Below are 24,357 nucleotides of genomic sequence, written 5' to 3' on the forward strand. Positions count from 1 at the left end.
GCGAAGGCGGGAGTGGCAAGGCTGGCGGCGAGTGCGACAGCCGAGATGGCTGCTGCGAAACGGATGGACATAAGGAACGCTCCATGAAGAGGTTGGATCGTTCCACCTGCGCGGCGTGCAGGGTTTATTCTCCGAAGAATCGGGCCCCCGTCACGTCACGGTCATCATCTTGCAAGGGCCGTTTGCGCACAAAGCTTATGTGGAGGGCGGGATTCTTATTATCTTCTTGCGTGTCATTCCTGCAACAGTTTGAAGGTTAGAAGACCGGAAGATCGCGCAGCGCCTTCTCCGGAAGCACGAAGGGCGCTGCCGCCGTCGCCGGCAGCAGCGCCCCTGGCGGGCTCGGGGTCGGGCGATCAGAACGACATACCGACCGCGAGCTTGTAGAAGTCGCCGCGGTTGCCGCCCGCGCCGCCGCCTTCCTCGATGCCGCCGGTGAAGCGGGCGAAGAAGCCCTTGCTCAGCGAGAACTGCACGTAGGGGCCATACCATTCATAGACGTTCGAGGCACTGCCGCCGGGCAGATCGGCGCGGGTGTTGGCGAGGAACTCGATATGGGCGCCAGCCGAGAAGTTGCTGCTGAACTTGTAGCCGGCGTTGATCCAGGTGTGCAGGAAGTCGAGCGCGCCGACATTGTCGCTGCGGTTGCGCAGCGCGGCGTAGTAGCCGCCGTAGAACTCGCCTTCGAACTTGTCGTCGCTGTAGTTGATGGTGAGGCTCGGCACGATGCCGTCGAACACGTTGCCGCCATTGAGGGTGGTGGTGGTGTTGCGGGGTCCGCGCCCGAGGTTGCCGCGCGACAGCAGCGCGCCGTTCGTGATGCCGATCTGCGGCTTGATCGCCAGCTTGCCGTCTGCGGCGATGAAGTTGGCGCCGATGCCGAATTCGGTCCACAGGTCGGAGCCGAGGCCGGTGGCGCTCGAGAAGTCCGAGGTGGTCCACAGGATGCCGTAGAAGCTCAGGTCGACCTTCTCGCCGACCGGGATGAGGCCGTTGAAGGTGGGGTAGAAGCCGAAGAAGGCATCCTGGTTGAGCACGACGGAGAAACGTTCCCCGCGCCCGCCCGAGCCATCCTGCGCGGCAGCGGCGGCGGCGACCATGACCGCGCTCGAGACGGCGGTCTCGCCGGTGCCGAGGCCCACGGGAATCGCGTTCCCGGCCGGGGCGGCGCCCACGGCGAGGTCGAAGCCCGCGGCCTCGTCATCGGAGGGCTTGGCGGCGTTGGTGACGACGATGGTGGCGGCCGCGGCATCGATCGCGGCGGCGTCCGGCCCTTGCGCGAAGGCCGGGGCCGACAGGGCGCAGCCCAGGGTCAGCGCCGAGGCGGCACAAGCAAAACGAAGTTTCATATGGAACGCTCCTGAAAGAGAGGTGGGACCGTTCCGCCTGCGTGCTGCGTCTTGACCTTCTTTTGTTTCGAACGGGTTCCGTTCGCAGCAAGAAAGCCAAATAACGCCCGCCTCGCGCCGCACAATTCGTTATGTGCCGCGATTTGTCATATTGTCCGGGTACTGTTGCTGTGATGAAACAAATTCCAAATACTCATTCTATATTTATTAGAGTATTCGAATAGAATTATCATCGAAGATAGCAGAACATGCAGATGTGTGTTCAGGCGGTGCGCAGGCTCTCCATGTCGATGACGAAGCGGTACTTGATGTCGCTTGCCTCCATCCGGTCGTAGGCGCTCTGGATGTCCTGCATCCGGATCACCTCGATATCGGGCAGGATGCCGTGCGCGGCGCAGAAATCGAGCATCTCCTGCGTTTCGGCGAGGCCGCCGATGCCGCTTCCGGTCAGCACCTTGCGCCCCAGGAGCACGCCGGTGTGCAACTCGGGCATCATGTCGATCATCCCGACCAGCACCTGCACCCCGTCGATCCGCAGCAGGTGGAGATAGGGCGTGACGTCGTGGCGCACCGGAATGGTGTTCAGCACCATGTCGAACCGCCCGCGTGCGGCCTTCATCGCCGCCTTGTCGGAAGTGTTGAGGAAGGCATGGGCGCCCAGCTTCTCGGCGTCGGCGCGCTTGCCCTCGCTGCGCGACAGCACGGTCACCTCGGCCCCCATCGCCGCCGCCAGCTTCACCCCCATGTGCCCCAGCCCGCCAAGCCCGGCGACCGCGACCTTGCTGCCGGGCCCGACTTTCCAGGTGCGAAGCGGCGAGTAGGAGGTGATCCCCGCGCACAGCAGCGGCGCGGCCTCGGCCATCGGCAGGCTGTCGGGCACCTTGAGCACGAATTCCTCGCGCGCCACGATCCGCTCGGAATAGCCGCCGTGGGTCGGCGAACCGTCGCGCCGGTCGGTGCCGTTGTAGGTCCCGGTCATCCCGCCATCGAGGCAGTATTGTTCGAGGTCCGCCTCGCAATGGGCGCATTCCATGCAGGAATCGACCATGCACCCGATCGCCACCCGGTCGCCCACCTTGTGGCGGGTGACGCTCTCGCCGACCGCGGCAACGATGCCGACGATCTCGTGCCCCGGCACCACCGGATAGGTCGTGCGCCCCCAGTCGTTGCGGACGGTGTGGAGATCGGAGTGGCAGATGCCGCAATGTGTGATCTCGATCAGCACGTCGTCGTGGCGCAGGCCCCGGCGGGTGATCGACATCGGTCCGACCCCGCTGTCGGGCGCGGTCGCGCCAAAGGCCTTGGTCGGATATTCGTTGGTGGCGGTGGCCATCTTCGTTTCACCTCGTCATTGCGAGCGGAGCGAAGCAACCCACGGACTGGCAGTTCTGCACCCCGCCACGGCTGTCCATGGATTGCCACGTCGCCTGCGGCTCCTCGCAATGACGACGGTGGTGAGAAACCTCTACTTCGGCGGCATCCTGATGGCACCATCGAGCCGGAACTGGTGCCCGTTGATGTAGCTGTTGCGCGCGATCTCGAGCACCAGCGACGCGAATTCCTCCGGCTCGCCGAGGCGCTTGGGGAAGGGCACGCTGGCATTGAGCTGCGCCCACATCGGCGGGTTCCGGTCCTTCATCCCCAGCATGAGGGGCGTGGCGAAGATCCCGGGCATGACCGAATTGACCCGGATGCCGAGGTCCATCAGGTCGCGCGCCATCGGCAGGACGAGGCCGTTCACCCCGGCCTTGCAGCTCCCGTAGATCACCTGCCCGATCTGCCCGTCCTGCGCGGCGACGCTGGCGGTGAGGATGATGCAGCCGCGCTCCCCGTCCTCGTTCAACGGCTCGGCATTGGCCATGCCCAGCGCCGAGATGCTGGCAACACGGTAGCTGGCGACGAGGATGCCCTCGGCACCGAAGGCGTAATCCTCGGTGGACAGGCGCTTGTAGGCCCCGGCCTCCTTGTCCCAGCCGAGCGTCTTGCCGCGCCTGCTCGCCATCGCGCAGTGGAGCGTCACGCGCTCCTGCCCGTGGGCCGCGCGGGCGGCGGCAAAGCCCGCCTCGACGCTCGCCTCGTCCATGATGTCGACATGGTGGAAGGTGCCGCCAATCGCCTTCGCGTGGGCCTCACCCGCCTCCTCGTTGATGTCGAAGATCGCGACCCTGCAGCCCGCATCCGCAAAGGCCTGCGCGCTCGCCTTGCCCAGCCCGCTCGCCCCGCCGGTGACAACCACGGCCATGCCGCTTTCGAATTTCATGACTTCCATTTCTCCCACAATCTGTTTTGCCCGTGGCTAGGCCTTTCGCGGCGATGGCGCTAGCTCTTCAAATTGCGGGAGCGGCGCCATGCGCGAACGGTCGCCTAACTGTCATGCTTGCGGCCTAGGGGCGGGCCATTCGGGACGAAAACGGGGTGGCTCGGCATGATCAGACCTTTCCACGGCTTTGCGCTGCTCGCGCTCGGCATCGCAGGCGCCTGCGCGACGGTTCCGGCGATCACCGGCGATCCGGCGGTCACCGTCACCGCGCGGGCCGAGACCCCGCCGGTCGGCACGGCGCGCGAGGATGCGGCCGACGATGCCGCGATCTGGCGCAACCCGGCCAATCCGGCCGCGAGCCTGATCGTCGGCACCGACAAGAAGGGCGGCCTTTACGTCTACGACCTGAAGGGTGCCCAGAAGAGCTTCCTCGCCGGCCCCGGCCTCAACAATGTCGACCTGATAGAACTGTCCGCCGGCCGCGTGCTGGTGGTGGCGAGCGACCGCAGCGACCTTGCCACGGTGCAGCTGTTCCTCACCCTGCTCGACACCGCGACGGGCCAGCTCGCGCCGGCGGGCAGGATCGCGGTCGGCCCGGGCGAGGGCTACGGCATCTGCATGGTCAAGCCCGCCGGACGCGAGGGCGTGATCGCCTTCAGCGCGCCCAAGCAGGGCACGATCTACCGCACGCTCATCACGCAAGGGCCGGACGGCACCTTCAGCGGCACCACCACCACGCTCGCGCAGGTGCCGACCCAGACCGAGGGCTGCATCGCCGATCCGCGCACGAACACGCTCTACATCGGCGAGGAAGATGCCGGGATCTGGGCGATCGACATGACCACCGGCGCCGAGCGCATGGTCGCCGCCGTCGACAACAGGATGCTGGTCGCCGATGTCGAGGGCCTCGCCATCGCGCCCGAAGGGGCGAACGGGGGCTATCTCGTCGCCTCCTCGCAGGGCGACAACGCCTATGCCGTCTTCCGCCTGCCTGATGTGACGCCGGTGGGCCGGTTCCGCATCGCGGCGGGGGCTTTCGGCAGCGTTCAGGAGACCGACGGGATCGAGCTGGACAACCGCGATTTCGGACCCGATTTCCCCGGCGGCATCTTCATGGCACAGGACGGCATGAACGCGCCCAAGGCCCAGAACTTCAAATTCGTGCGGTGGGACGATATTCTCGCCGCGCTCCAGACAGGACAGTGACCCCCCGACCATGACGACCACGCCCATCGCTCCCGATCGCCGCCGCTTCCTCGGCACGGCCGCCACCGCCACCGCCTTCGCGGCGCTCGTCGCCAGCGGCTGCATGGCGCGGGGCAACGCAGGATCGGCGGGCGCGACCGGCACCGGCGGCAGCGCCGCGCCCTACGGTCCCCTGACGCCCGACCCCGAGGGCTTCCTCGACCTGCCCGAAGGCTTCTCCTACCGCGTCATCTCCCGCCTCGGCATGGCGATGGACGACGGCGGCACCGTGCCCGACCGCGCCGACGGGATGGGGTGCTTCGACCTCGGCAACGGCGAGATCGCGCTGGTGCGCAACCACGAACTCCAGCCGCGTCACGATGCGGGCGGGCCGATCGCCAAGGGCTACGGCAAGCGCAATGGCGCCTTCGTCCCCGGGGGGACGACCACCATCGTGCTCGATGCGGCGACACTCGCGGTCAAGCGCCAGTTCCGCAGCCTCGGCGGCACGATCCGCAACTGTTCGGGCGGGGTGACCCCGTGGGGCAGCTGGCTGACCTGCGAGGAGGCCCCGACCGGCCCCGGCCAGCCCTATGGCGAAGGGCTGGAGCAGGATCACGGCTGGGTGTTCGAGGTACCCGCCTCGGCCCGCGGCCTTGTCGATGCCGTGCCGCTGAAGGCGCTGGGCCGCTTCAACCACGAGGCCGCCGTCGTCGATCCGGCGACGGGCATCGTCTACCAGACCGAGGACCGCGACGATTCGGTGCTCTACCGCTTCCTCCCCAAGACCCCCGGCCGCCTCGCCGAAGGCGGGCGGCTCCAGGCGATGGTCGTCGAAGGGCTGCGCGACACGCGCAACTGGAACGGCACGGCGATGGAGGTGGGCAAGCCCTACCGCGTCTCGTGGATCGATCTCGATGATGTGGAAGCCCCGAAGGACGACCTGCGCCAGAGGGCGGCGGCGCGCGGCGCGGCGCTGGTCGCGCGGGGCGAGGGGCTGCACATGGGCGAGAACGCCGTTTTCGCCTGCTGCACCAGCGGCGGGGCGGCGCAGCTCGGGCAGATCCTCAAGCTGACCCCCGGTCTCGCGGGCGCACCGGACACGGTCGAGTTGTTCTTCGAAAGCCGCAGCAAGGCCCAGTTCGATTACGGCGACAACCTCACCGTCGCTCCGAGCGGACACCTGATCGTGTGCGAGGACCAGTACACCGACGTGGTCGACAACCACATCCGCGGCATCACCCCGGCCGGCGAGGCCTATTCGATCGCGCGGCTGCGGGCGCAGACAGAGCTGGCCGGCGGCTGCTTCTCGCCCGACGGCAAGTGGCTGTTCGTCAACGTCTATTCCCCCGCAGCGACGCTGGCGATCACCGGCCCCTGGGCCGCCTGACCGGGACGCGGTGGACGGCTTTCTCCTGTCGCTGCTGCTGGTCGCCGCACTCGCCGCGGGTGGGCGCGACCAGTGGATGGTGGCGCGCTGGGCCGGGGCGCTGGGGCAGAGCGGGCAGCTGCTGGCGGTGGCGGTGGTCTCGTCCTGCCTCGCCGCGGCCGCGATGGCCTGGATCGGGGCCGAGTTCGCGAGCCTGCTCCCGCGCCGCGCGGGACAGATGCTGGTCGCTTTCGCGCTCGCCATGGCCGCCGCCGAACTTGCCCTGCCGGTCCGCCCGAAGGTGCCGGACGAGCCGACCCGCTCGCTCGGCGCGATCCTCGTGGTGCTGCTCGCCCGCCAGATCGGCGATGCCGCCCGCTTCGCCGTCTTCGCCCTCGCGGCCTGGACCGCCTTGCCGTTCACCGCCGGCCTCGGCGGGGCACTGGGCGGCGCCGTGGCGGTGGGGCTGGGCTGGACGGCCGGGCCCGAGGCGTTGGCGCGGCTTCCCTTGCGGGCGGTGCGGATCGCGCTGGCCGTGGCCCTCGCCCTCGCGGCGCTCTTCATCGGTCTCGACGCCCGTTTCGCCGCATTCTGATCGCTTTTGTCGATCACCGAGAAGACAACTTTCCCGAAACCCAATCCATTTTCCTGCATTGGGATAATGACCACATGGGCGACACCCCTAAGTCACCCGCGAACCACAAGACGGAGAAAATGCAATGGCCGACGCCAAAGCCAATTCGAAAGCCGCTCTCATCGATGAACTCAACGGCCTGCTGGCCGATCACTTCGCCCTCTTCATCAAGACCAAGAATTTTCACTGGCACGTGCGCGGCCCGCGCTTCCGCGACCTTCACCTCTTGTTCGACGAACAGGCGCTGGCGATCCGCGACCAGATCGATGTCATCGGCGAACGGGTGCGCAAGCAGGAAGCCACCACGCTGACCTCGGTCGGCTCGGTCGCGAAGAACACCCAGATCAAGGACCAGGACAGCGCCACCCTGAGCGCCGAGGAGATGATCGCCGAGCTGCGCGACGACAACCGCAAGGTCGTCGAGCGCCTGAAGCGGATGAAGGAACTCGCCGAGGAAGCGGGCGACAACGCGACCGACGGCCTGCTCGACGACTGGACCGACATGGCCGAGGAACGCGTGTGGTTCCTCTCCTCGCTGCTCGCCTGAGCGGCACGGCACAGCGATCCGCGAAGGGCCGTCCCCATTGCCGGGGGCGGCCCTTTTGCTATGGGAAGGCATGTCCGAAATCACGATCATCGAGAGCGCCGATGCCGCCGCGATCGCCGACTGGCTGGCCGCGCACCTTGCCGCGCCCGGCGCCGTCAGCCTGCCGGGCGGCTCCACCCCCTTCCCGATCATCGAAGCGCTGATCGCGGGTGGCCGCGTCGACTGGGCCGGGCGCGCGGTCTGGCCGAACGACGACCGCATCGTGCCCGAGGACCACGAAGCCTCCAACACCGGCAAGCTGCGCGCGCTGCTCGAGCCGGAGGGCGCGGTCGTTGTGCCGCTCGCCGAGGATGCGCGCCCGCCGCATTTCGCGCTGACCTGGCTCGGCATGGGACCGGACGGGCACATCGCCTCGCTGTTCCCCAACACCGATCCGCAGGTGGATGACCCGCAGACGGTGCGCCGCCTCACGCCCGATCCGCTTCCGCCGCACGCGCCCTTCGACCGCATCACCCTGACGATCCCCGCTCTCGTCGACACGCAGGCGATCCTGTTCACGCTCGGCGGGGCGGCGGACAAGCGTGCGGTGTTTGATGCCGCGGTGCGCGGCGAGAACGATCTGCCCGTCGCCCGCCTGCTCGGCGCGGCGCGGGCGCGGGGCATTCCCGTCACGGTCTTCGCCTGAGCCGATGCCGAACGTCCTGCCCGCCCCGCTCCACCGCGCCCTGCTGCCGCTGGCGCACGCGATCCGCCACGCCTGGCGGCGCTGGCGCAAGGCGCCGATCGCGGGGGTGAGCGTGATCGTCACCAACCTCGGCGGCGACGTGCTGCTGCTCAAGCACTCCTATGGCCCGGCGGTCTGGGCCCTGCCGGGCGGCGGGCTCGGCAAGGGCGAGGACCCGCTCGAGGCCGCGCGGCGCGAGGTGCGCGAGGAACTGGGGGTGGAACTGGTGCGGCTCGAACCGGTCGGCACGATCGAAGAGGTGCTCTCGGGATCGCCCCACACCGCGCACATCTTCACCGGCGTGTGCGACCGCCATCCCGAACCCGACCGGCGCGAGGTGACGGAGGCGCGCTTCTTCCCCTCGCACTCGCTCCCCGAACCGCTCGGGGACACCACCCGCGCACGGATCGCCATGTGGAAGGCGCGCGGGGTGGGGCAGGGCTAGAGCAGCGAGAGCTGCGCCTCGTCGCGCGCAGGCTTCTCATCCTCGGCCCCCTCCAGCCCCGACAGTGTCAGCCCCATCAGCCGGATCGGACCGCGCAGGGGCAGCTCCGCTTCCAGCAGCGCGCGGGCGAGCTGCGCGAATTCCGCCTTGCCGCTCACCCACCGCGGCAGCGAGGTCGCGCGGGTCATGGTGCGGAAGTCGGTGAACTTGAGCTTCAGCGTTACAGTCCGCCCCCGCGCACCGGCCGCCTCGATCCGCTCCCAGACGATGTCAATGATGTTGGCAAGGGTCTCGCGCAAAGCGGCGCCGCTGCCGATGTCGTCGGAGAAGGTGCGCTCGCCGCCGACGGACTTCCTGATGCGATGCGCGCGCACGGGCCGCAGGTCGATCCCCCGCGCGGCGCGGAACAGGTAGTCGGCCATGCTGCCGAAATGCTGGCGCAGGAAGGCGATGTCCTTCGCGGCAAGGTCCGCGCCGGTGAGGATGCCGAGCTTCTGCATCTTCTCCTCGGCCCGCGGGCCGACCCCATGAAAACGCCGGATGGGCAGGCCCGCGACGAACTGCGCGCCTTCGCCCGGGCGTATGACGCATAGCCCGTCGGGCTTGTTCTGGTCGCTGGCGAGCTTGGCGAGGAACTTGTTGTAGCTCACCCCCGCGCTCGCGGTGAGCTGGGTCTTGGCGCGGATTTCCTGCCGGATCAGCTCGGCGATGCGCGTGGCGCTGCCGATGCCGAGCCGGTCCTCGGTGACGTCGAGATAGGCCTCGTCGAGGCTCAGGGGCTCGATCACCGGGGTGTAGTGCTCGAACACCCGGCGGATCTGGCGGCTCGCTTCCTTGTAGGCATCGAAGCGCGGGCGCACGAAGACGAGGTCGGGGCACAGGCGGCTTGCCGTGACCGAGGGCATGGCGCTCCTCACCCCGAACTTCCTCGCCTCGTAGCTCGCGGCGGCGACGACCCCGCGTCCGCCGGCCCCGCCGACCGCGACCGGCTTGCCCTTCAGCTCGGGATTGTCGCGCTGTTCGACGCTGGCGAAGAAGGCGTCCATGTCGACATGGATGATCTTCCTGAGGCCGGGGCTGTCCGGAGCCTCGTATTTATCATCGTCGTCGGGCGGTGCGGCGCGGGCCATGTCCGGCAAATAGAACCTTCCCCCGCACGAAGGAACTGTTGCTGGAACAATTCGCCCGGCCTGCCATTTTGTGCAGATGCGAAAAGAACAGTGGTCATCCGGCGAACCGATGGGCAAGGGCCCGGCCATGGCCACCTCGCTTGCCCCCGTCACGCCTGCCCGCAAGGCGCTCGGAGAGACCGAGCTCATGTGGATGATGGCGCTGCTGATGGCGCTGAACGCCTTCGGGATCGACGCGATCCTGCCCGCGCTCGACGCGCTGGCGGCCGATCTTTCGGTGAGCGGCAACGACCGGCAGTTCGTGGTCGGGATCTACCTGCTTGCGGGCGGCATCGGGTCGCTGGTGCCCGGCGCACTCGCCGACCGGTTCGGGCGGCGGCCGATCCTGCTCGGCTCGGTGGCAGTCTATGTCGCCCTCTCGCTGCTGTGCGCCCTCGCACCGAGCTATGACGCGCTGATCGCCCTGCGCGCGGTGCAGGGCTTCTTCGCCGCCGGGATCGTCGCCCTGCCGCCCGCGATCATCCGCGACCGGGTGGGCGGCGACCGGATGGCGCGCATGATGAGCCTCATCTTCGTGATCTTCCTGATGGTGCCCGCCGTTGCGCCGAGCATCGGCGAGGCGATCCTGCAGGTCGGCAACTGGCGCGCGATCTTCGGCGCGGGCGCGGTGCTGGGCGTGGTGATGGGCCTGTGGGTCTTCGTCCGCCTGCCCGAAAGCCTGTCCGAGGCGAACCGCCAGCCGATCCGCCCCCGCACCATCGCCGCCAACATGGGCCGCGCGCTGGCGCTGCCGAGCACGGCTGGCTACGTGATCGGCTCGGCGCTGGTGTTCGGCGCGCTGTTCGGCTTCATCAATTCCTCGCAGCAGCTCATCACCGAGACCTTCGGCGCAGGGGACATCTTCCCGATGGTCTTCGCGATCTGCGCCGGCTCGATGGCGCTCGCCAGCTGGTCGAACTCGCGCATCGTCGAGCGCTTCGGCGCGCGCCGCGTGAGCCACAGCGCGCTGTTCGCCTTCATCGCGGTGAGCGCCGCGCAGGTGATGTTCGCCTTCCAGCCGGACGAGAGCCTGTGGGTCTTCGTGCCGCTGATGGCGATCAACATGGCGCTGCTCGGCTTCATCGGCAGCAATTTCGGCGCGGTCGCGATGAACCCCTTCTTCGCCATCGCCGGCGCGGCAAGCTCGGCCCATGGCTTCGTCCGCATGACCACGGCCGCGCTGCTGGGCGGCGCGATCGGCTATGCCTATGACGGAACCGCGCGCCCGCTGGCGCTGGCGCTGCTGGCGAGCGGGCTCACCTGCCTCGTGCTGGTGCTGTGGAGCGAGAAGGGCCGGCTGTTCGGGCCGAGCGACGCGGAGTTGGGTGCGCACTGAGCAGGCCCACCCCCGACCCCTCCCGCCGGCGGGAGGGGAGTTACTTGCGCTACACAGTCCCCCTCCCGCCTGCGGGAGGGGCTAGGGGTGGGCTCGTCAGGCCTCACTCTCCAGCCGCCGCCACGCCAGCCCTGCGAACTCGCAAAGCAGGGGCCGGGTGTCGCGCGGGTCGATGATGTCCTCGACATTGAAGCGTTCGGCCGAGCGGAAGGGCGAGGTCACCTTGGCCAGCCTTGCGCGGATCTCCTCGAGCAGCGCCTCCGGATCGTCGGAGGCTTCGAGCTCCGCCTTGTAGGCGACCTCCAGCCCGCCCGCGATGGGGAGCGAGCCCCAGTCGCCCGAGGGCCAGCAATAGCGGTACTGGTAGCGGTCGGCATTGCTCATCGCGCTGCCCGCGATGCCATAGGCGCGTCTGAGGACCACGCTGGCGAGCGGCACCGTCGCCCGGTAGATCGCGTTCATGGCGTTGACGCCATAGCGGATCGTCCCGGCAACTTCCGCCTCGCGCCCGATCATGAAGCCGGGGTTGTCGACGAGGTGGACGATGGGCAGGCGGAACTGGTCGGCGAGCCTGACGAACCGCTCGACCTTCTCGCTGGTCTTGGCCTCCCACGACCCGCCGAGGTAGCTGGGATCGCTGGCGATGACGAAGACCGGCCAGCCATCGAGCCGCGCCAAGGCGGTGATCGCGGCGCGGCCCCAGTGGCGTCCGATCTCGAAAACGGTGCCAGCGTCGAACACCATCTCGAGGCAGCGGCGCATCGAATAGACCTGCTTTTCCTCGCGCGGGACGAGGGAGAGCAGCGCCTCCTCGCGGCGGTCGGCGGGGTCGCCGGTTTCGACGCGGCGGGCGGATTGCCCGACATATTCGGGCATGAAGCTCAGGAAATGCCGCGCGCGGGCGAAGGCCTCGGCCTCGGAGGCGACCTCGTCATCCACCACGCCGTTGCGGGTGTGGATCGCGCTGCCGCCGAGGGCCTCCTTGGCCTCCTCGTGATTGGCCGCGCCGCCCTTCCAGGCCTCGCCAAGGCCATCGACCACGGCGGGCCCGGCGGCGAAGATCTGCGAGAGGCCCTTGACCATGATCGAATAGTGGCTGGCGACGGTGCGCGCCGCGCCCAGCCCCGCCGTCGGCCCGAGCGCCAGCGCCACCACCGGCACGGTGTCGAGGTTGGTGACCACATCGCCCCAGCCCGGCACGGCGGGGATATAGGTCGCGCCGATCTGTTCGAGCGTTTTTACGGAACCCCCGCCGCCCGTGCCGTCGATCATGCGGATGATCGGCAGCTTCAACTGGTGCGCCATCATCTCGGCCTGCACCATCTTGCGCGCGATCCCCGCATCCGCCGCGCCGCCGCGGATGGTGAAGTCGTCGGCGGTGGCGACCACCGGACGGCCATTGATCAGCGCCTTGCCGAACAGGAAGGGGGCGGGGGTGACGCTGGCGAGGTCGCCGTTCGCGTCATACTTCGCGCTGCCGGCGATCTTGCCAATCTCGCGGAAGGAGCCCTCGTCGCACAAGGCCGCAAGCCGCGCGCGGGCGTCCATCTTCCCGCGAGAGTGCTGCCGTGCCACCTTGTCCGCGCCGCCCATCTGCTCGGCCAGCGCCTCGCGCGCGCGCAGTTCCTCGAGTTCCTTGGCCCAGGTCATTCCCTCTCCCCAACCCTCGTCATTGCGAGGAACCGCAGGCGACGCGGCAATCCATGGACCGGCCTTCCGCCGGTTCCGCCGTCAGGTGATGGATTGCTTCGCTGGCGCTCGCAATGACGAAAAGGAGGATGTGCCGGAAGTGCCGTTCGGTTCGAGCGAAGTCGAGAACCCCTTGTGCCAGTGTGTCTCGACTTCGCTCGACACGAACGGATGGAGGTTATTCTGACTGCGGCACCACCCGGCACAACACCGCCTCGACCTGCACCTGCCCGCCCGCGCTGACGCCAAGCCCCTCGACCACCCCTTCGAAAGGCGCGGTGAGGGCGTGTTCCATCTTCATCGCCTCGAGCACCATGAGCCGCTGCCCGGCGGTGACAGCCTGCCCTTCGCTGACATCGACCGCGATGACCTTGCCCGGCATCGGCGCGATGATCGCGCCATCCGCGGCGGAGGCTTGGCCGGTGCCGTATGGGCGGTCTGCACTCACGGCAAAAATACGGCCATCGTTGACGCCGCTGAGTATCGTCGTGCCAGCCGTCTCAACCCAAGCATTCAGCTCGCCGAAGCGGTTCGGGACGGACACTTCATGCGACATGCCATCGACACTTATGCGAACTGCATTTTTCGGCGAGCGGTTGAGCCGGAAACCAAAGAGCGCCTTGAGCGGGGACCGGCCGGCTTCCTCGCGTCCGCCGAGGGTATCGACGCATTGCCATACCGGTTGACCAATAGCCGCGACGGCAACTGCCATCGCCCCGGCCTTGACCACTTCGGCTGGGGGCTGGTCGTTGGGGATCAGGGCGTCGCCCTCCGAAGCAATCAAGCCCGTATCGAGGTCCGCCACCCTGAACCGTTCCGACTTCAGGCAGGCAAGAAGGAAGGCCGCGTTGGTCTTGATCGGCCAGACTGCCGTAACCGAAGTCGCGCTTGCCAGCGTTGCGATTGCGGCATCCCGATCATCACCGCGAGCAACCAGCTTGGCAATCATCGGGTCGTAGTATGGTGAGACCTCTGCGCCTTCGTAAACGCCGGTTTCCACACGGATCAGGTGCTCGGGAAGCATCAGGTGCTCCAGCCGCCCCGTGCTCGGCAAAAACCCCTTGGCCGGGTCTTCCGCATAGAGCCGCGCCTCGACCGCGTGGCCGTTGATCGACAGTTCCTCCTGCCGCTTGGGCAGCTGCTCGCCGCTTGCGACGCGCAGTTGCCATTCGACCAGATCGACCCCGGTGATTTCCTCGGTGACGGGGTGCTCCACCTGAAGCCGCGTGTTCATCTCCATGAAGAAGATGCGGTCGGCGCGCAGGCCCTCGCTGGCATCGGCGATGAATTCGATCGTGCCTGCGCCCTCGTAATCGACGGCCTTGGCCGCGCGCACGGCGGCGGCGCAGATCGCCTCGCGGGTCGCCTCGTCCATGCCGGGGGCGGGGGCTTCCTCGATCACCTTCTGGTGGCGGCGCTGCAATGAGCAGTCGCGCTCGAACAGGTGGACGACGTTGCCGTGGCTGTCCCCGAACACCTGCACCTCGATATGGCGGGGCGAGGTGATCCACTTCTCGAGCAGCACCTCGTCATTGCCGAAGCTGGCCTTGGCCTCGCGGCGGCAGGATTCCAGCGCGGCGGCGAAGTCGGCGGGGGCGTCGACCTTGCGCATCCCCTTGCCGCCGCCGCCCGCGACGGCTTTGATGAGGACGGGGTAGCCGATCGCTTCGGCCTCCGCCGTCAGCCGCTCGACCGACTGGTCGGAGCCGTCGTAGCCCGGCGTCACCGGCACGCCCGCCGCGCGCATCAGCTGCTTGGCCGCGTCCTTCAGGCCCATGGCGCGGATGCTCGCAGGCTTGGGGCCGACCCAGATGAGGCCAGCGTCGATCACCGCCTGCGCGAAGTCGGCGTTCTCGGAGAGGAAGCCGTAACCCGGGTGGATCGCGTTCGCCCCCGTCTGCTTCGCCGCCGCGATGATCTTCGCGCCCACGAGGTAGCTCTCGGCCGCGGGCGAGGGGCCGATATGCACCGCCGCGTCGGCGGAGCGCACGTGCAGCGCCTTGGCATCGGCATCGGAATAGACCGCGACCGTCGCGATCCCCATGGCGCGGGCGGTGCGCATGATCCGGCAGGCGATCTCGCCGCGATTGGCGATCAGGAGCTTGGTGATCATTGCGCCGGCACCTCCGGAGCGCCGAGGGCGGCGCAGCGTTCGGGCACTTCCATCGAGAAGCTGGTGTTGGCGACCTTCCAGCCCCCTTCACCCTTCACGAGGCTCATCGAGTTGATCCCGCAATGGCTGGTCTTCCCATCGGAGATGAAGCGATAGGGGCCCCACACCTGCGCCATGTCGCCGTCGACCCGCACGGTGTCGTAGCGCATCACCTCGTCCACCATCGCCGTGCCCCTGGCCCAGCGGGCGAGGTGATCGGCGACGGGGATGACCATGATGCGCGGGGTGGCCGGGTTCATGCGGTCGTGGACATAGATCATCCCGCGCGGGTCCATCTCGCGGGCGAGCGCAGTGCGATCCTCGCTGCGCAAGGCGGTGAAGAAGGCATCGACCGCGGCGGTGACGGCAGCCTCGGGCGGCAGAGGCGTTTCGGCGGCGAGCGGCGCGGCGGCGAGGAACGCGGCGGCGGGGAGAAAGGCTTTCATGGCAGCGGGATTAGCCCCGCCCCCCGTTCGTGTCGAGCGTAGTCGAGACACCTCGTGCAAGGCCTCTCGACTGCGCTCGAGACGAACGGATTCAAGCTAGCGCGGCCGGTAATCCGCAATGCCCCAGTCGATCCCGCCCTTGGGCATCTTCTCGCGGTTGATCACCGCCGAGAGATAGGCGCGCACGCCGTAAAGCGCCTTTTCGCCGCGCGGCACATAGGTGCGGCTGTTCCACGCCTCGGTCCCGCGCGCACGGACCTTGCGGCCGATCGCGCCGTAGATGCGCGCCGCCGAGAGCACCGCCCAGCGGCTGCGGAAGGGGAGCTTCGCCGCGCCCACCCGTGCCGCCGCCTCGTGCTTTTCGACCAGCGCCACCAGCCGTGCGGCCATTTCGGCCAGTTCCTTGCGGTGGTGCGGCTTGGTGTGCTGGCCGGGCTCGATATCCTGCTCCACCAGCCATTCGATCGGCAGATAGCAGCGCCCCGCCGCGTCGTCCTCGACGATGTCGCGGGCGATGTTGGAGAGCTGAAAGGCAAGGCCGAGATCGTTCGCCCGGTCGAGCGTCTCCTGATCGTCGGGCGAGACGCCCATCACCACCGCCATCATCACGCCCACCGCGCCCGCGACATGGTAGCAATAGCGCAGCATGTCGGCCTCGGTGCGCGGGCGCCAGTCCTCGGCGTCGAGCTGGAAGCCGGCGATCACGTCCTCGGCCATTTGCGGGGTGAGGCCGACCTCGGCGGCGACCACGCCCAATGCGTCGAAGGCCGGATCGCCCGTGGGTTCGCCCGCGAAGGCCAGCGCGGTCAGACGGCGGATATGGGCGAGGCGTTCGGCGAGGTCGGACTGGTCGCCCAGTTCTCCGCCCAGTTCCTGGTTGTCGGCGATGTCGTCGGCCCGGCGGCACCAGGCGTAGAGCAGCCACGCCCGCTCGCGCGTCTCGCGGTCGAACAGGCGCGCGGCCGCGGAGAAGCTCTGCGAGCCGTGCTTGATCGTCAGCCGCGCGTGTTCGACCAGCGCGGCGCGGGTGGCGGCATCGACCCCCATGACGCGTACCCTACAGCTCCTCGGCCTTCATGCGGAAGATCGGGGTGTGCGGCTGGTAGGCTTCCATCTTGGCGAGCAATTCGTGGATCGAGGTCGCCGCGATCAGGATGTTCTGGTGCGCGGGCCGCACGAAGCCGACCGCCGCCATCTTGGCGTTGAAGGCGAGGAGATCGTCGTAGAAGCCGAAAGCGTTGAGCAGGCCCACGGGCTTGGAGTGGTAGCCCAGCTGCGACCAGCTCATCGCCTCCCACAGCTCGTCCATCGTGCCCACCCCGCCGGGGATGGTGACGAAGCCGTCGGAGAGGTCGGTAAAGCGCTGCTTCCTCTCGTGCATCCCGCCGACCGTGATCAGCTCGTCGCAGTCGTGGTTGGCGACTTCGGCCTTCACCAGATGCTCGGGAATGATCCCGATCACCTCGCCGCCGTTGTCCTTGGCCCCCTTGGCGACGGCGCCCATCAGGCCCAGCCTGCCCCCGCCATAGACGACCCCGATCCCGCGCCGCGCGAGTTCGGTGCCGACGTCAAGGGCGAGCTGGATGTAGCGCGGATCCTCGGGCGAGGCCGATCCGCAGTAGACGGCAAGACGTTTCACGCAGGCACCCTCGCCAGATCCTCCAGCATCAGCCCCGCCGTCGCCTTGGCGCTGCCGACCACGCCCGGGATGCCCGCACCCGGGTGCGTGCCCGCGCCGACGAGGTAGTAGTTCTCGATCACGTCGTCGCGGTTGTGGCCGCGCAGCCAGGCGCTCTGCCACAGCACGGGTTCGAGGCTGAAGGCGCTGCCCATGTGGGCGTTGAGATCGGCCTTGAAGTCCTTGGGCGCGTAGCTGAACTTGGTGACGATCCGCGAGTGGATGTCGGGGATCAGGCGCCGCTCCAGCTCGTCGAGGATCATCTTCTCGAGCCGCGGGCCGACCTCGTCCCAGTCGAGCGGCATCTTGCCCATGTGGCTGACCGGCACCAGCGCGTAGAAGGTGCTTTTGCCCTCGGGCGCCATCGAGGGATCGGTGACGGTCGGGTGGTGAAGGTAGATCGCGAAATCCTCGGGCACCACGCCGTTCTTGTAGATGTCGTCGAGCAGGCCCTTGTAGCGCTTGGCGAACAAAATCATGTGGTGCGGGATGCCGGGCCATGTGCCCTCGATCCCGAAATGCACCACGAAGAGGCTGGGCGAGAAGCTCTTGCGGCCCAGCGACTTGGCCATCTGCTTGCCTCGTGCGCTCTGCGACATCAGGTCCTTGTAGGAATGCATGATGTCGGCATTGCTGGCGACCGCGTCGAACCGCTGGCGGAAGCCGCTCTTCGTTTCCACTTCCGTGGCGCGGGTTCCCAGCGTGTGGACCTGCACCACCGGATCGCCGACGCGCATCGTGCCGCCGAGCCGCTCGAAATGGCGCACCATCCCCGCGATCAGCCGGTTGGTGCCGCCGCGCGCCCACCACACGCCGCCATCCTTCTCCAGCTTGTGGATGAGGGCGTAGATCGAGGAGGTGTTCATCGGGTTGCCGCCGACCAGCAGCGTGTGGAAGCTCAGGGCCTCGCGCAGCTTCTCGTTCTCGACATAGCTCGACACCATCGAATAGACCGAACGCCACGCCTGTTCGCGGATCAGCGCGGGGGCGGCCTTGAGCATCGACTTGAAGTCGAGGAAGGGCTTGGTGCCGAGCTTCAGGTAGCCCTCGCGATAGACCCGCTCGGAATATTCGAGGAAGCGCGCATAGCCCGCCACGTCGGCGGGGTTCAGCTTGGCGATCTCGGCGTTGAGGCTCGCCTCGTCGTTCGAATAGTCGAAGTTCGTGCCGTCGGGCCAGTTGAGGCGGTAGAAGGGCATGACCTTCATCAGCTCGACATCTTCGGAAATGTCGTGGCCGGTGAGCTGCCAGAGCTCCTCGAGGCACGGCGGGTCGGTGATGACGGTCGGGCCCGCGTCGAAGGTGAAGCCGTCCTTCTCCCAAAAATAGGCGCGCCCGCCGGGCTTGTCGCGGCTTTCGATCACCGTGGTGGCGATGCCCGCCGATTGCAGGCGGATCGCCAGCGCCATGCCGCCGAAACCGGCGCCGATCACGCAGGCGGTGCGGCCTTCGTAGCGTGCCGCGAGCGCGGGGTTCACGCCCTTCGCGCCCGCAAGGTTGAGCTTCGCATCGGCGTTCATGCCGGGGTCTCCATGTTGAGAGGCTTGCCTGAAGAGAACAGCGCGCGGATCGCGCGCGGAATAGCTACGGGGGGCTTGCCGGTAAGGATGCGCAAGCGATCGGGCCAGGTGGAGCGGCCCGCGTAGAAGCGTTCTACCAGCCGGCCCTTGAGCGCGTAGAAATGCTCGAAGACGACCACGCGCTTGTCGGGTTCGGCGGCCTCGAACAGCATCCGGCTGAGCATCCGGTAATAGGCGGTCGCGCCCCAGTGGCGGGTCGCGCGGCGCTTGCAGAAGGCGGCGAGCTCACTGCCCGACACGTCAGGCCGCCGCGCCAGCAGCCCGGCGATGGCGAGCGCGTTGTCGACCGCGAAGGGCAGGGTGTAGCTCGTCAGCGGGTGCGAGAAGCCGCCCCGCGCGCCCGCCAGCGCCACCCCGGGGATCGCGACCTCGGCGAGCGCCGCGCGGAAATCCCCGCCCGAGATCACCGGCAGGATGCCCGCCTCCTGGTCGATCACCTCGCCCTGCCAGCCGTGACGGCGGGCATATTCGGCGACGCGGCCCTTGAGCACCTCGGCGTCCATCTTCGGCTGGTCGGCATAATAGGTGTCCTCGACGAACACCTCGGTCGGCGAGAGGGGGAGGACATAGACGAAGCGGTAGGCCGCGCCGTTCCCGTGGGGCGCGACCTGATCGACGCTCGCATCCATGATCACGGGGCGGGTGAGGCCGTGGGGTGTCTCGCAGCGGAAATGCTGGCCGAGGAACACCTGCCAGCCGCCCGCGAGATGTTTCGAGGACTTGAATGCGCGGCAATCGATCACCCGCTTCGCCGCCAGCCGGGTGCCGTCAGCCAGCGTCACCCCGCCCGCATCGAGACCGGCGACCTTGGTGCCGAGCATCACGCGGCCTTCCGCCAGCTCCGCCATCAGCGCGCGGTGGAACTCGGCGCTGGCGAGCGAGCGGTAGGCGGTCGGCAGCGTGCGGCCGAGGCCGGGGAAGGTGATGTCATAGCCCTCGTCCCAGCCGTTGAGCGCGAAGCCCGCCATCAGGCCGCGCGCCTTGGGGCGGATGTCGGTCTCGAACCAGCTCCAGCGGTGGTGCCCGCCGAGCGTGCGCCCGGCCTCGATCACGAGGAAGCGGCAGCCGGGCACGTGGCGGTGCAGCGCGAGCGCGATCAGCCCACCCGCAAGGCCTCCGCCGACGATCACCACGTCGTGGGGGGCGGCAGCGGCTGCGGCGGGGCTGGCGGGTGAATCGACCATCTGCACAATGCCCTAGGCGAGCGGTGCGCAATGGGCAATCGCGCTGCGCCCCGTCGCGCATTTGCCATGTTGCAACATCACGCGCGGGAACCTATGCGCGCGCCGCCGTTTCTCGCACCAGATCGCGCATGGCCCGGGCCGGGGTGCCCGCGCCCCCGCGCAGGAATGTGCAGGAACCGCCCCGAATTCCCCGCAAGAACAAGGATCGCACCATGTCACCTCGCCCGGCCCTCGCCCCGCTCGCCCTCCTCGCCGCGCTGACGGCAACCCCCGCGCTTGCCGCCGGGGATGAAGGCACAGCGGACCGCGAGGCGGCGGCCGAGGCCGAGATCGTCACCGTCGCCGCGCAGGCCGCGCCGCAGGGTGCCCCCGCCGGATCGCCCCTGCCCTTCGCCTTCACCAAGCCGGTGTTCGACGACACCTGGGCGACCATCGGCCTCGGCGCGGGGCTGGTGCCGAGCTATGCCGGGTCCGACGACTACATCGCCTTCCCCCTGCCGCTGATCGTCGGCCGCGTCGGCGGGGTCGGGATCAGCCCCAACGGCCCCGGCTTCCTGATCGATCTCAACCCCGGCAAGCCCGGCCTCGTGCCGCAGAAGGGCGCGCGTGTCGCCTTCGGCCCGGCCTTCCGTTTCCGCAACGACCGCAATGTCCAGATCAAGGACGATGTCGTGGCACGCGCGGGCAAGCTCGATGCCGCGCTCGAGGCAGGCGGTCATGTCGGGCTGGTGTGGCGCAGCGTCGCCAAGCGGCTCGACCAGCTGAGCGTGGGCGTGCAGGCGCGCTGGGACATGCTCGGCGCGCATGAGGGCATGGTGATCGAACCCCAGATCACCTACCGCGCCGCGGTGGGCCGCAGCTTCGTGCTCCAGGCTCAGGCCAGCGCCGAGTTCGTCGACGACAATTTCGCCGATTACTATTTCACCGTCAGCCCCGCGCAGGCGCTCGCCACCGGGCTGCCGCGCTTCCGCGCAGATGGCGGGCTCAACCGTGTCGGCACCACGGCGATCCTCTCCTACGATCTCGACCGCAACCCGCTGAACGGCGGGTGGGGCCTGACCGGCGTGGGCGGCTATTCGCGGCTGATCGGCGACAGCGCCGACACGCCCTACACGCGGCTGCGCGGGGACGCGAATCAGTTCATCCTCGGCCTCGGCCTGTCCTACACCTTCTGATCCGCGCCCCTGACGCTCTTGCCTTGATCGCCCGGGCGCGCCATCAGGTGCGCGGGGTCGATCGAGGCGAGGGAGACAGGATCATGCGCAATTTCCGGAACATCGTGCTGGCAGGGCTGGCTGCCGCGGGGAGCCTGCTGGCCGCGCCACTCGCCGCCGAGACGGTCGCGATCCGCGCCGGCAGCGTCATCGCCGACGCCGCGGGCGAGCCGAGCGGCCCGGCGACGATCCTCGTCACCGACGGCAGGATCGCCAGCATCACCCCCGGACACGGGCCCGTCACCGCCGACCGCGAGATCGACCTTCGGGGCAAGACCGTGCTGCCTGGCCTGATCGACCTGCACACCCATCTCACCGGCGATCCCGGCGGCGATTTCTGGAAGGAGGCCGTCGAGCCCGAGGAATGGGGCGTGGTCGTGGGCGCCAAGAACGCGCGCCTCACCGCGCTTGCGGGCTTCACCACGGTCCGCGAGGCGGGGAGCGGCAAGGACACCGCCTTCTCGCTCCGGCGCGGCACCGCCGAGGGGCTGGTGCCGGGGCCGCGCATCGTTGCCGCCGGCCCCGCGCTCTCGATCATCGGCGGTCATGCCGACACCAACGGCTTCCGCTCCGAGGTCAACGAACTGCTCGATTCGGGCTTCAACTGCACCGGCGCGGTCGAATGCGCGGCCAAGGTGCGGCTCGCCAGCCAGAACGGCAGCGACGTGATCAAGATCACCGCCACCGGCGGCGTGCTGAGCCAGCAGGGCCGCGGCCTCGAGGCGCACTTCACGCCCGAGGAGATGAAGGCGATCGCCGACACCGCCCACTCGCTGGGCCTCAAGGTCATGGCCCACGCCCACGGCGCGCGCGGCATCCAGCAGGCCGCCGAGGCGGGGATCGATTCGATCGAGCACGGCACCTATCTCGATGAAGCCGCCGCGAAGGCGATGAAGGCCAGCGGCACGGTGCTGGTGCCGACCCTGATGGCGCTCGAGGGCGTCTCCGAGGGCCTCGGCAAGGGCGTCTACACCCCGGTCGTCGAGGAAAAGATCCGCGCCGTCCAGCCGCTGATGAACTCGCTGGTGAGCCGCGCGCGCCAGTTCGGCGTCACCGTCGCCTTCGGCACCGATGCCGGCGTCTACCAGCACGGTCGCAATGCCGAGGAACTGGGCCTGATGAAGAAGCAGGGCATGTCCGACCGCGAGGTGCTCGCCTCGGCGACCACCGTGGCGGCCAAGGTGCTCGGCATGGAAAACCAGATCGGCCGCCTCGCGCCCGGCTATTCGGCGGACATCATCGCGGTCGAGGGCAACCCGCTCGCTGACGTGACGGTGCTGGAGAAGGTCGGCTTCGTCATGGTGCGGGGGCGGGTGATCGAGTGAGGCTCGACACCCCGCCGCAAAGGCTCTAATCCACACGCCATCCCCGGGGAGCGCGCTTGCGCTGAGAGGTGGGTGTAGCACCCCACGACCCGTTGAACCTGAACCTGTTAACACAGGCGGAGGGAGTGGGCTGGTCGCTGTGCCAAACCCCCGCTCGCTTTCCGCCGTGAGGAGAGAGAGCATCATGGCCGACATCAACAGCCCCGTCGAAATCGGCGTCACCACCGGGCCCATCCGCGGCAGCCGCAAGGTCTATGTCGGTGCGCGCACCGGGAGCGGCATCCGCGTGGCGATGCGCGAGATCGACCTCGAGGGCGGAGAGCCCTCCGTGCGCGTCTACGACACCTCGGGCCCCTACACCGACCCTGGTGCGCACATCGACATCAACGCCGGCCTCGCCCCGCTGCGCCGTGACTGGATCATGGCCCGCGGCGATGTCGAGGACTACGAGGGCCGCGAGGTGAAGCCGGAGGACAACGGCCGCCTCGGCCCCGACCGCTCGGGCGGCGTCGCGCAGTTCCCGAACACGGTGAAGCGCCCGCTGCGCGCCAGGGCGGGGATGAACGTCACGCAGATGCACTACGCCCGCCGCGGGATCATCACGCCGGAAATGGAATATGTCGCCGAGCGCGAGAACCTCGGGCGCGAGATCGCCAAGGATCTGATCCGCGACGGCGAGAGCTGGGGCGCGGAGATCCCCGATGTGATCACGCCGGAGTTCGTCAGGTCGGAGGTGGCAAGGGGCCGCGCCATCATCCCCTCCAACATCAATCACCCCGAAAGCGAGCCGATGGCGATCGGCCGCAATTTCCTCGTCAAGATCAACGCCAATATCGGCAACTCCGCCGTCGCCTCCGACGTCGCGCAGGAAGTCGACAAGATGGTCTGGGCGACCCGCTGGGGCGCGGACACGATCATGGACCTCTCCACGGGCCGCAACATCCACGACACCCGCGAATGGATCATCCGCAACTCCCCCGTCCCCATCGGCACCGTGCCGATCTACCAGGCGCTCGAGAAGGTCGGCGGCATCGCCGAAGAACTCACCTGGGAAATCTTCCGCGACACGCTGATCGAACAGGCCGAACAGGGCGTCGACTACTTCACGATCCACGCCGGGGTGCGCCTGCCCTACATCCCCATGACCGCCAAGCGCGTCACCGGGATCGTCAGCCGCGGCGGCTCGATCATGGCCAAGTGGTGCCTCGCCCACCACAAGGAGTCCTTCCTCTACGAGCACTTCGACGAGATCACCGAGATCATGAAGGCCTACGACATCGCCTACAGCCTCGGCGATGGTCTTCGCCCCGGATCGATCGCCGACGCGAACGACGAGGCGCAGTTCGCCGAGCTCTACACCCTCGGCGAGCTCACCAAGCGCGCCTGGGCGCAGGACGTGCAGGTGATGATCGAGGGCCCCGGCCACGTGCCGATGCACAAGATCAAGCAGAACATGGAAAAGCAGCTCGAGGCCTGCGGCGAGGCGCCGTTCTACACCTTGGGGCCGCTCGTCACCGACATCGCGCCGGGCTACGACCACATCACCAGCGGCATCGGCGCGGCGCAGATCGGGTGGTACGGCACCGCGATGCTCTGCTACGTCACGCCCAAGGAACACCTCGGCCTGCCCGACCGCGACGACGTGAAGGTGGGGGTGGTGACGTACAAGCTCGCCGCCCACGCCGCCGACCTCGCCAAGGGGCACCCGGCGGCGCAGGTGCGCGACGATGCGCTCTCCAAGGCGCGCTTCGAGTTCCGCTGGCGCGACCAGTTCAACCTGTCGCTCGATCCGGAAACCGCCGAGCAGTACCACGACCAGACGCTTCCGGCGGAGGGCGCCAAGTCGGCGCATTTCTGCTCGATGTGCGGGCCCAAGTTCTGCTCGATGAAGATCACGCAGGAAGTGCGCGACTTCGCCGCCAAGCAGAACGCGGGGATCGAAACCTTCGTCGCCAGCGAGGCCGAGGCCGAGGCGGGCATGGCCGAGATGAGCCAGAAGTTCCGCGAGGTCGGCAACCAGCTCTACGTGGGCGCGGGAGACCGCGAGCACGATTGAGGCGCACAAGTCCCC

21 protein-coding genes and 1 riboswitch are annotated in these 24,357 nt (G+C 68.4%); of the genes, 10 read left to right on the plus strand and 11 right to left on the minus strand.

The window, feature by feature from the left end; all coding sequences use genetic code 11:
* Positions 1-356 precede the first annotated feature (356 nt).
* The 3 genes from CBR61_RS05090 to CBR61_RS05100 all read right to left on the minus strand — a co-directional run bounded on the left by CBR61_RS05090 (position 357) and on the right by CBR61_RS05100 (position 3,609).
* Positions 357-1,349, minus strand: coding sequence for a DUF6733 family protein (locus tag CBR61_RS05090; protein WP_088913382.1), 993 nt, complete (start codon positions 1,347-1,349; stop codon positions 357-359).
* A gap of 262 nt (positions 1,350-1,611) precedes the next feature.
* Positions 1,612-2,682, minus strand: coding sequence for an NAD(P)-dependent alcohol dehydrogenase (locus CBR61_RS05095; protein WP_088913383.1), 1,071 nt, complete (start codon positions 2,680-2,682; stop codon positions 1,612-1,614).
* A 132-nt stretch (positions 2,683-2,814) separates the two neighbouring features.
* On the minus strand, positions 2,815-3,609 hold the full coding sequence (locus tag CBR61_RS05100) for an SDR family oxidoreductase (protein WP_088915468.1): 795 nt from the start codon (positions 3,607-3,609) through the stop codon (positions 2,815-2,817).
* A gap of 165 nt (positions 3,610-3,774) precedes the next feature.
* On the opposite strand from CBR61_RS05100, the gene CBR61_RS05105 reads away from it, so the two are divergent.
* From CBR61_RS05105 to CBR61_RS05130, 6 genes are all read left to right on the plus strand, one after another.
* Complete coding sequence (locus tag CBR61_RS05105) at positions 3,775-4,815, plus strand: phytase (RefSeq protein ID WP_088913384.1); 1,041 nt, start codon at positions 3,775-3,777, stop codon at positions 4,813-4,815.
* A 10-nt stretch (positions 4,816-4,825) separates the two neighbouring features.
* Positions 4,826-6,184, plus strand: a complete 1,359-nt coding sequence (locus CBR61_RS05110) for an alkaline phosphatase PhoX (RefSeq protein WP_088913385.1) — start codon at positions 4,826-4,828, stop codon at positions 6,182-6,184.
* 10 nt (positions 6,185-6,194) lie between these two features.
* Positions 6,195-6,758 carry a hypothetical protein gene (locus tag CBR61_RS05115; protein ID WP_088913386.1) on the plus strand — a complete coding sequence of 188 codons (564 nt, stop codon included), beginning with the start codon at positions 6,195-6,197 and terminating at the stop codon, positions 6,756-6,758.
* A 124-nt stretch (positions 6,759-6,882) separates the two neighbouring features.
* Complete coding sequence (locus tag CBR61_RS05120) at positions 6,883-7,344, plus strand: Dps family protein (RefSeq protein ID WP_088913387.1); 462 nt, start codon at positions 6,883-6,885, stop codon at positions 7,342-7,344.
* Positions 7,345-7,414: 70 nt separating this feature from the next.
* Positions 7,415-8,029, plus strand: a complete 615-nt coding sequence (locus CBR61_RS05125) for a 6-phosphogluconolactonase (RefSeq protein WP_088913388.1) — start codon at positions 7,415-7,417, stop codon at positions 8,027-8,029.
* 4 nt (positions 8,030-8,033) lie between these two features.
* Positions 8,034-8,513, plus strand: a complete 480-nt coding sequence (locus tag CBR61_RS05130; RefSeq protein ID WP_088913389.1) for an NUDIX hydrolase — start codon at positions 8,034-8,036, stop codon at positions 8,511-8,513.
* On the opposite strand, the gene dinB is transcribed toward CBR61_RS05130, so the two are convergent.
* A complete protein-coding gene (gene dinB, locus CBR61_RS05135) occupies positions 8,510-9,643 on the minus strand; it encodes a DNA polymerase IV (RefSeq protein ID WP_088913390.1) in 1,134 nt (377 codons plus the stop codon). The genes CBR61_RS05130 and dinB overlap by 4 nt on opposite strands.
* Before the next feature lie 127 nt (positions 9,644-9,770).
* Between dinB and CBR61_RS05140 the strand changes: the two genes are divergently transcribed.
* Positions 9,771-11,018, plus strand: coding sequence for a multidrug effflux MFS transporter (locus tag CBR61_RS05140; RefSeq protein WP_233996868.1), 1,248 nt, complete (start codon positions 9,771-9,773; stop codon positions 11,016-11,018).
* A 96-nt stretch (positions 11,019-11,114) separates the two neighbouring features.
* On the opposite strand, the gene CBR61_RS05145 is transcribed toward CBR61_RS05140, so the two are convergent.
* The 7 genes from CBR61_RS05145 to crtY all read right to left on the minus strand — a co-directional run bounded on the left by CBR61_RS05145 (position 11,115) and on the right by crtY (position 19,747).
* Positions 11,115-12,668, minus strand: coding sequence for an acyl-CoA carboxylase subunit beta (locus CBR61_RS05145; protein ID WP_088913392.1), 1,554 nt, complete (start codon positions 12,666-12,668; stop codon positions 11,115-11,117).
* A gap of 217 nt (positions 12,669-12,885) precedes the next feature.
* Positions 12,886-14,820 carry an acetyl/propionyl/methylcrotonyl-CoA carboxylase subunit alpha gene (locus tag CBR61_RS05150; protein ID WP_088913393.1) on the minus strand — a complete coding sequence of 645 codons (1,935 nt, stop codon included), beginning with the start codon at positions 14,818-14,820 and terminating at the stop codon, positions 12,886-12,888.
* Positions 14,817-15,305 (minus strand): DUF4440 domain-containing protein, encoded by a 489-nt coding sequence (locus CBR61_RS05155; protein ID WP_088913394.1) that lies wholly within the window; start codon positions 15,303-15,305, stop codon positions 14,817-14,819. The genes CBR61_RS05150 and CBR61_RS05155 overlap by 4 nt, the downstream gene beginning before the upstream one ends.
* A gap of 96 nt (positions 15,306-15,401) precedes the next feature.
* Positions 15,402-16,352 carry a phytoene/squalene synthase family protein gene (locus CBR61_RS05160; RefSeq protein WP_088913395.1) on the minus strand — a complete coding sequence of 317 codons (951 nt, stop codon included), beginning with the start codon at positions 16,350-16,352 and terminating at the stop codon, positions 15,402-15,404.
* 10 nt (positions 16,353-16,362) lie between these two features.
* Positions 16,363-16,944 (minus strand): TIGR00730 family Rossman fold protein, encoded by a 582-nt coding sequence (locus tag CBR61_RS05165; protein WP_088913396.1) that lies wholly within the window; start codon positions 16,942-16,944, stop codon positions 16,363-16,365.
* Entirely contained in the window at positions 16,941-18,503 is a 1,563-nt protein-coding gene (locus CBR61_RS05170) for a phytoene desaturase (protein WP_088913397.1), read from the minus strand. Before CBR61_RS05170 ends, CBR61_RS05165 begins: the two co-directional genes overlap by 4 nt.
* Positions 18,500-19,747 (minus strand): lycopene beta-cyclase CrtY, encoded by a 1,248-nt coding sequence (gene crtY / locus CBR61_RS05175; RefSeq protein ID WP_088913398.1) that lies wholly within the window; start codon positions 19,745-19,747, stop codon positions 18,500-18,502. The genes CBR61_RS05170 and crtY overlap by 4 nt, the downstream gene beginning before the upstream one ends.
* A gap of 212 nt (positions 19,748-19,959) precedes the next feature.
* Here crtY and CBR61_RS05180 point away from each other — a divergent pair, with 212 nt between their 5' ends.
* The 3 genes from CBR61_RS05180 to thiC all read left to right on the plus strand — a co-directional run bounded on the left by CBR61_RS05180 (position 19,960) and on the right by thiC (position 24,342).
* Positions 19,960-20,922, plus strand: coding sequence for a MipA/OmpV family protein (locus CBR61_RS05180; RefSeq protein WP_088913399.1), 963 nt, complete (start codon positions 19,960-19,962; stop codon positions 20,920-20,922).
* An 83-nt stretch (positions 20,923-21,005) separates the two neighbouring features.
* Positions 21,006-22,286 carry a metal-dependent hydrolase family protein gene (locus CBR61_RS05185; RefSeq protein ID WP_088915469.1) on the plus strand — a complete coding sequence of 427 codons (1,281 nt, stop codon included), beginning with the start codon at positions 21,006-21,008 and terminating at the stop codon, positions 22,284-22,286.
* 34 nt (positions 22,287-22,320) lie between these two features.
* Positions 22,321-22,429, plus strand: a riboswitch (TPP riboswitch).
* Between the two features lie 41 nt (positions 22,430-22,470).
* Positions 22,471-24,342: a phosphomethylpyrimidine synthase ThiC gene (thiC, locus tag CBR61_RS05190; RefSeq protein ID WP_088913400.1), complete on the plus strand. Its 1,872-nt coding sequence runs from the start codon at positions 22,471-22,473 to the stop codon at positions 24,340-24,342.
* The last annotated feature ends 15 nt before the right edge of the window (positions 24,343-24,357 follow it).

This window comes from Porphyrobacter sp. CACIAM 03H1, from assembly GCF_002215495.1.
Lineage (GTDB): Bacteria > Pseudomonadota > Alphaproteobacteria > Sphingomonadales > Sphingomonadaceae > Erythrobacter.

Excerpts from the sequence above, each read along its gene's own strand:
- CBR61_RS05090 (WP_088913382.1), bottom strand. The coding sequence starts at position 1,349 with ATGAAACTTCGTTTTGCTTGTGCCGCCTCGGCGCTGACCCTGGGCTGC.
- CBR61_RS05095 (WP_088913383.1), bottom strand. The coding sequence starts at position 2,682 with ATGGCCACCGCCACCAACGAATATCCGACCAAGGCCTTTGGCGCGACC.
- CBR61_RS05100 (WP_088915468.1), bottom strand. The coding sequence starts at position 3,609 with ATGAAATTCGAAAGCGGCATGGCCGTGGTTGTCACCGGCGGGGCGAGC.
- CBR61_RS05105 (WP_088913384.1), top strand. The coding sequence starts at position 3,775 with ATGATCAGACCTTTCCACGGCTTTGCGCTGCTCGCGCTCGGCATCGCA.
- CBR61_RS05110 (WP_088913385.1), top strand. The coding sequence starts at position 4,826 with ATGACGACCACGCCCATCGCTCCCGATCGCCGCCGCTTCCTCGGCACG.
- CBR61_RS05120 (WP_088913387.1), top strand. The coding sequence starts at position 6,883 with ATGGCCGACGCCAAAGCCAATTCGAAAGCCGCTCTCATCGATGAACTC.
- CBR61_RS05125 (WP_088913388.1), top strand. The coding sequence starts at position 7,415 with ATGTCCGAAATCACGATCATCGAGAGCGCCGATGCCGCCGCGATCGCC.
- CBR61_RS05130 (WP_088913389.1), top strand. The coding sequence starts at position 8,034 with ATGCCGAACGTCCTGCCCGCCCCGCTCCACCGCGCCCTGCTGCCGCTG.
- dinB (WP_088913390.1), bottom strand. The coding sequence starts at position 9,643 with ATGGCCCGCGCCGCACCGCCCGACGACGATGATAAATACGAGGCTCCG.
- CBR61_RS05140 (WP_233996868.1), top strand. The coding sequence starts at position 9,771 with ATGGCCACCTCGCTTGCCCCCGTCACGCCTGCCCGCAAGGCGCTCGGA.
- CBR61_RS05145 (WP_088913392.1), bottom strand. The coding sequence starts at position 12,668 with ATGACCTGGGCCAAGGAACTCGAGGAACTGCGCGCGCGCGAGGCGCTG.
- CBR61_RS05150 (WP_088913393.1), bottom strand. The coding sequence starts at position 14,820 with ATGATCACCAAGCTCCTGATCGCCAATCGCGGCGAGATCGCCTGCCGG.
- CBR61_RS05155 (WP_088913394.1), bottom strand. The coding sequence starts at position 15,305 with ATGAAAGCCTTTCTCCCCGCCGCCGCGTTCCTCGCCGCCGCGCCGCTC.
- CBR61_RS05160 (WP_088913395.1), bottom strand. The coding sequence starts at position 16,352 with ATGGGGGTCGATGCCGCCACCCGCGCCGCGCTGGTCGAACACGCGCGG.
- CBR61_RS05170 (WP_088913397.1), bottom strand. The coding sequence starts at position 18,503 with ATGAACGCCGATGCGAAGCTCAACCTTGCGGGCGCGAAGGGCGTGAAC.
- crtY (WP_088913398.1), bottom strand. The coding sequence starts at position 19,747 with ATGGTCGATTCACCCGCCAGCCCCGCCGCAGCCGCTGCCGCCCCCCAC.
- CBR61_RS05180 (WP_088913399.1), top strand. The coding sequence starts at position 19,960 with ATGTCACCTCGCCCGGCCCTCGCCCCGCTCGCCCTCCTCGCCGCGCTG.
- CBR61_RS05185 (WP_088915469.1), top strand. The coding sequence starts at position 21,006 with ATGCGCAATTTCCGGAACATCGTGCTGGCAGGGCTGGCTGCCGCGGGG.
- thiC (WP_088913400.1), top strand. The coding sequence starts at position 22,471 with ATGGCCGACATCAACAGCCCCGTCGAAATCGGCGTCACCACCGGGCCC.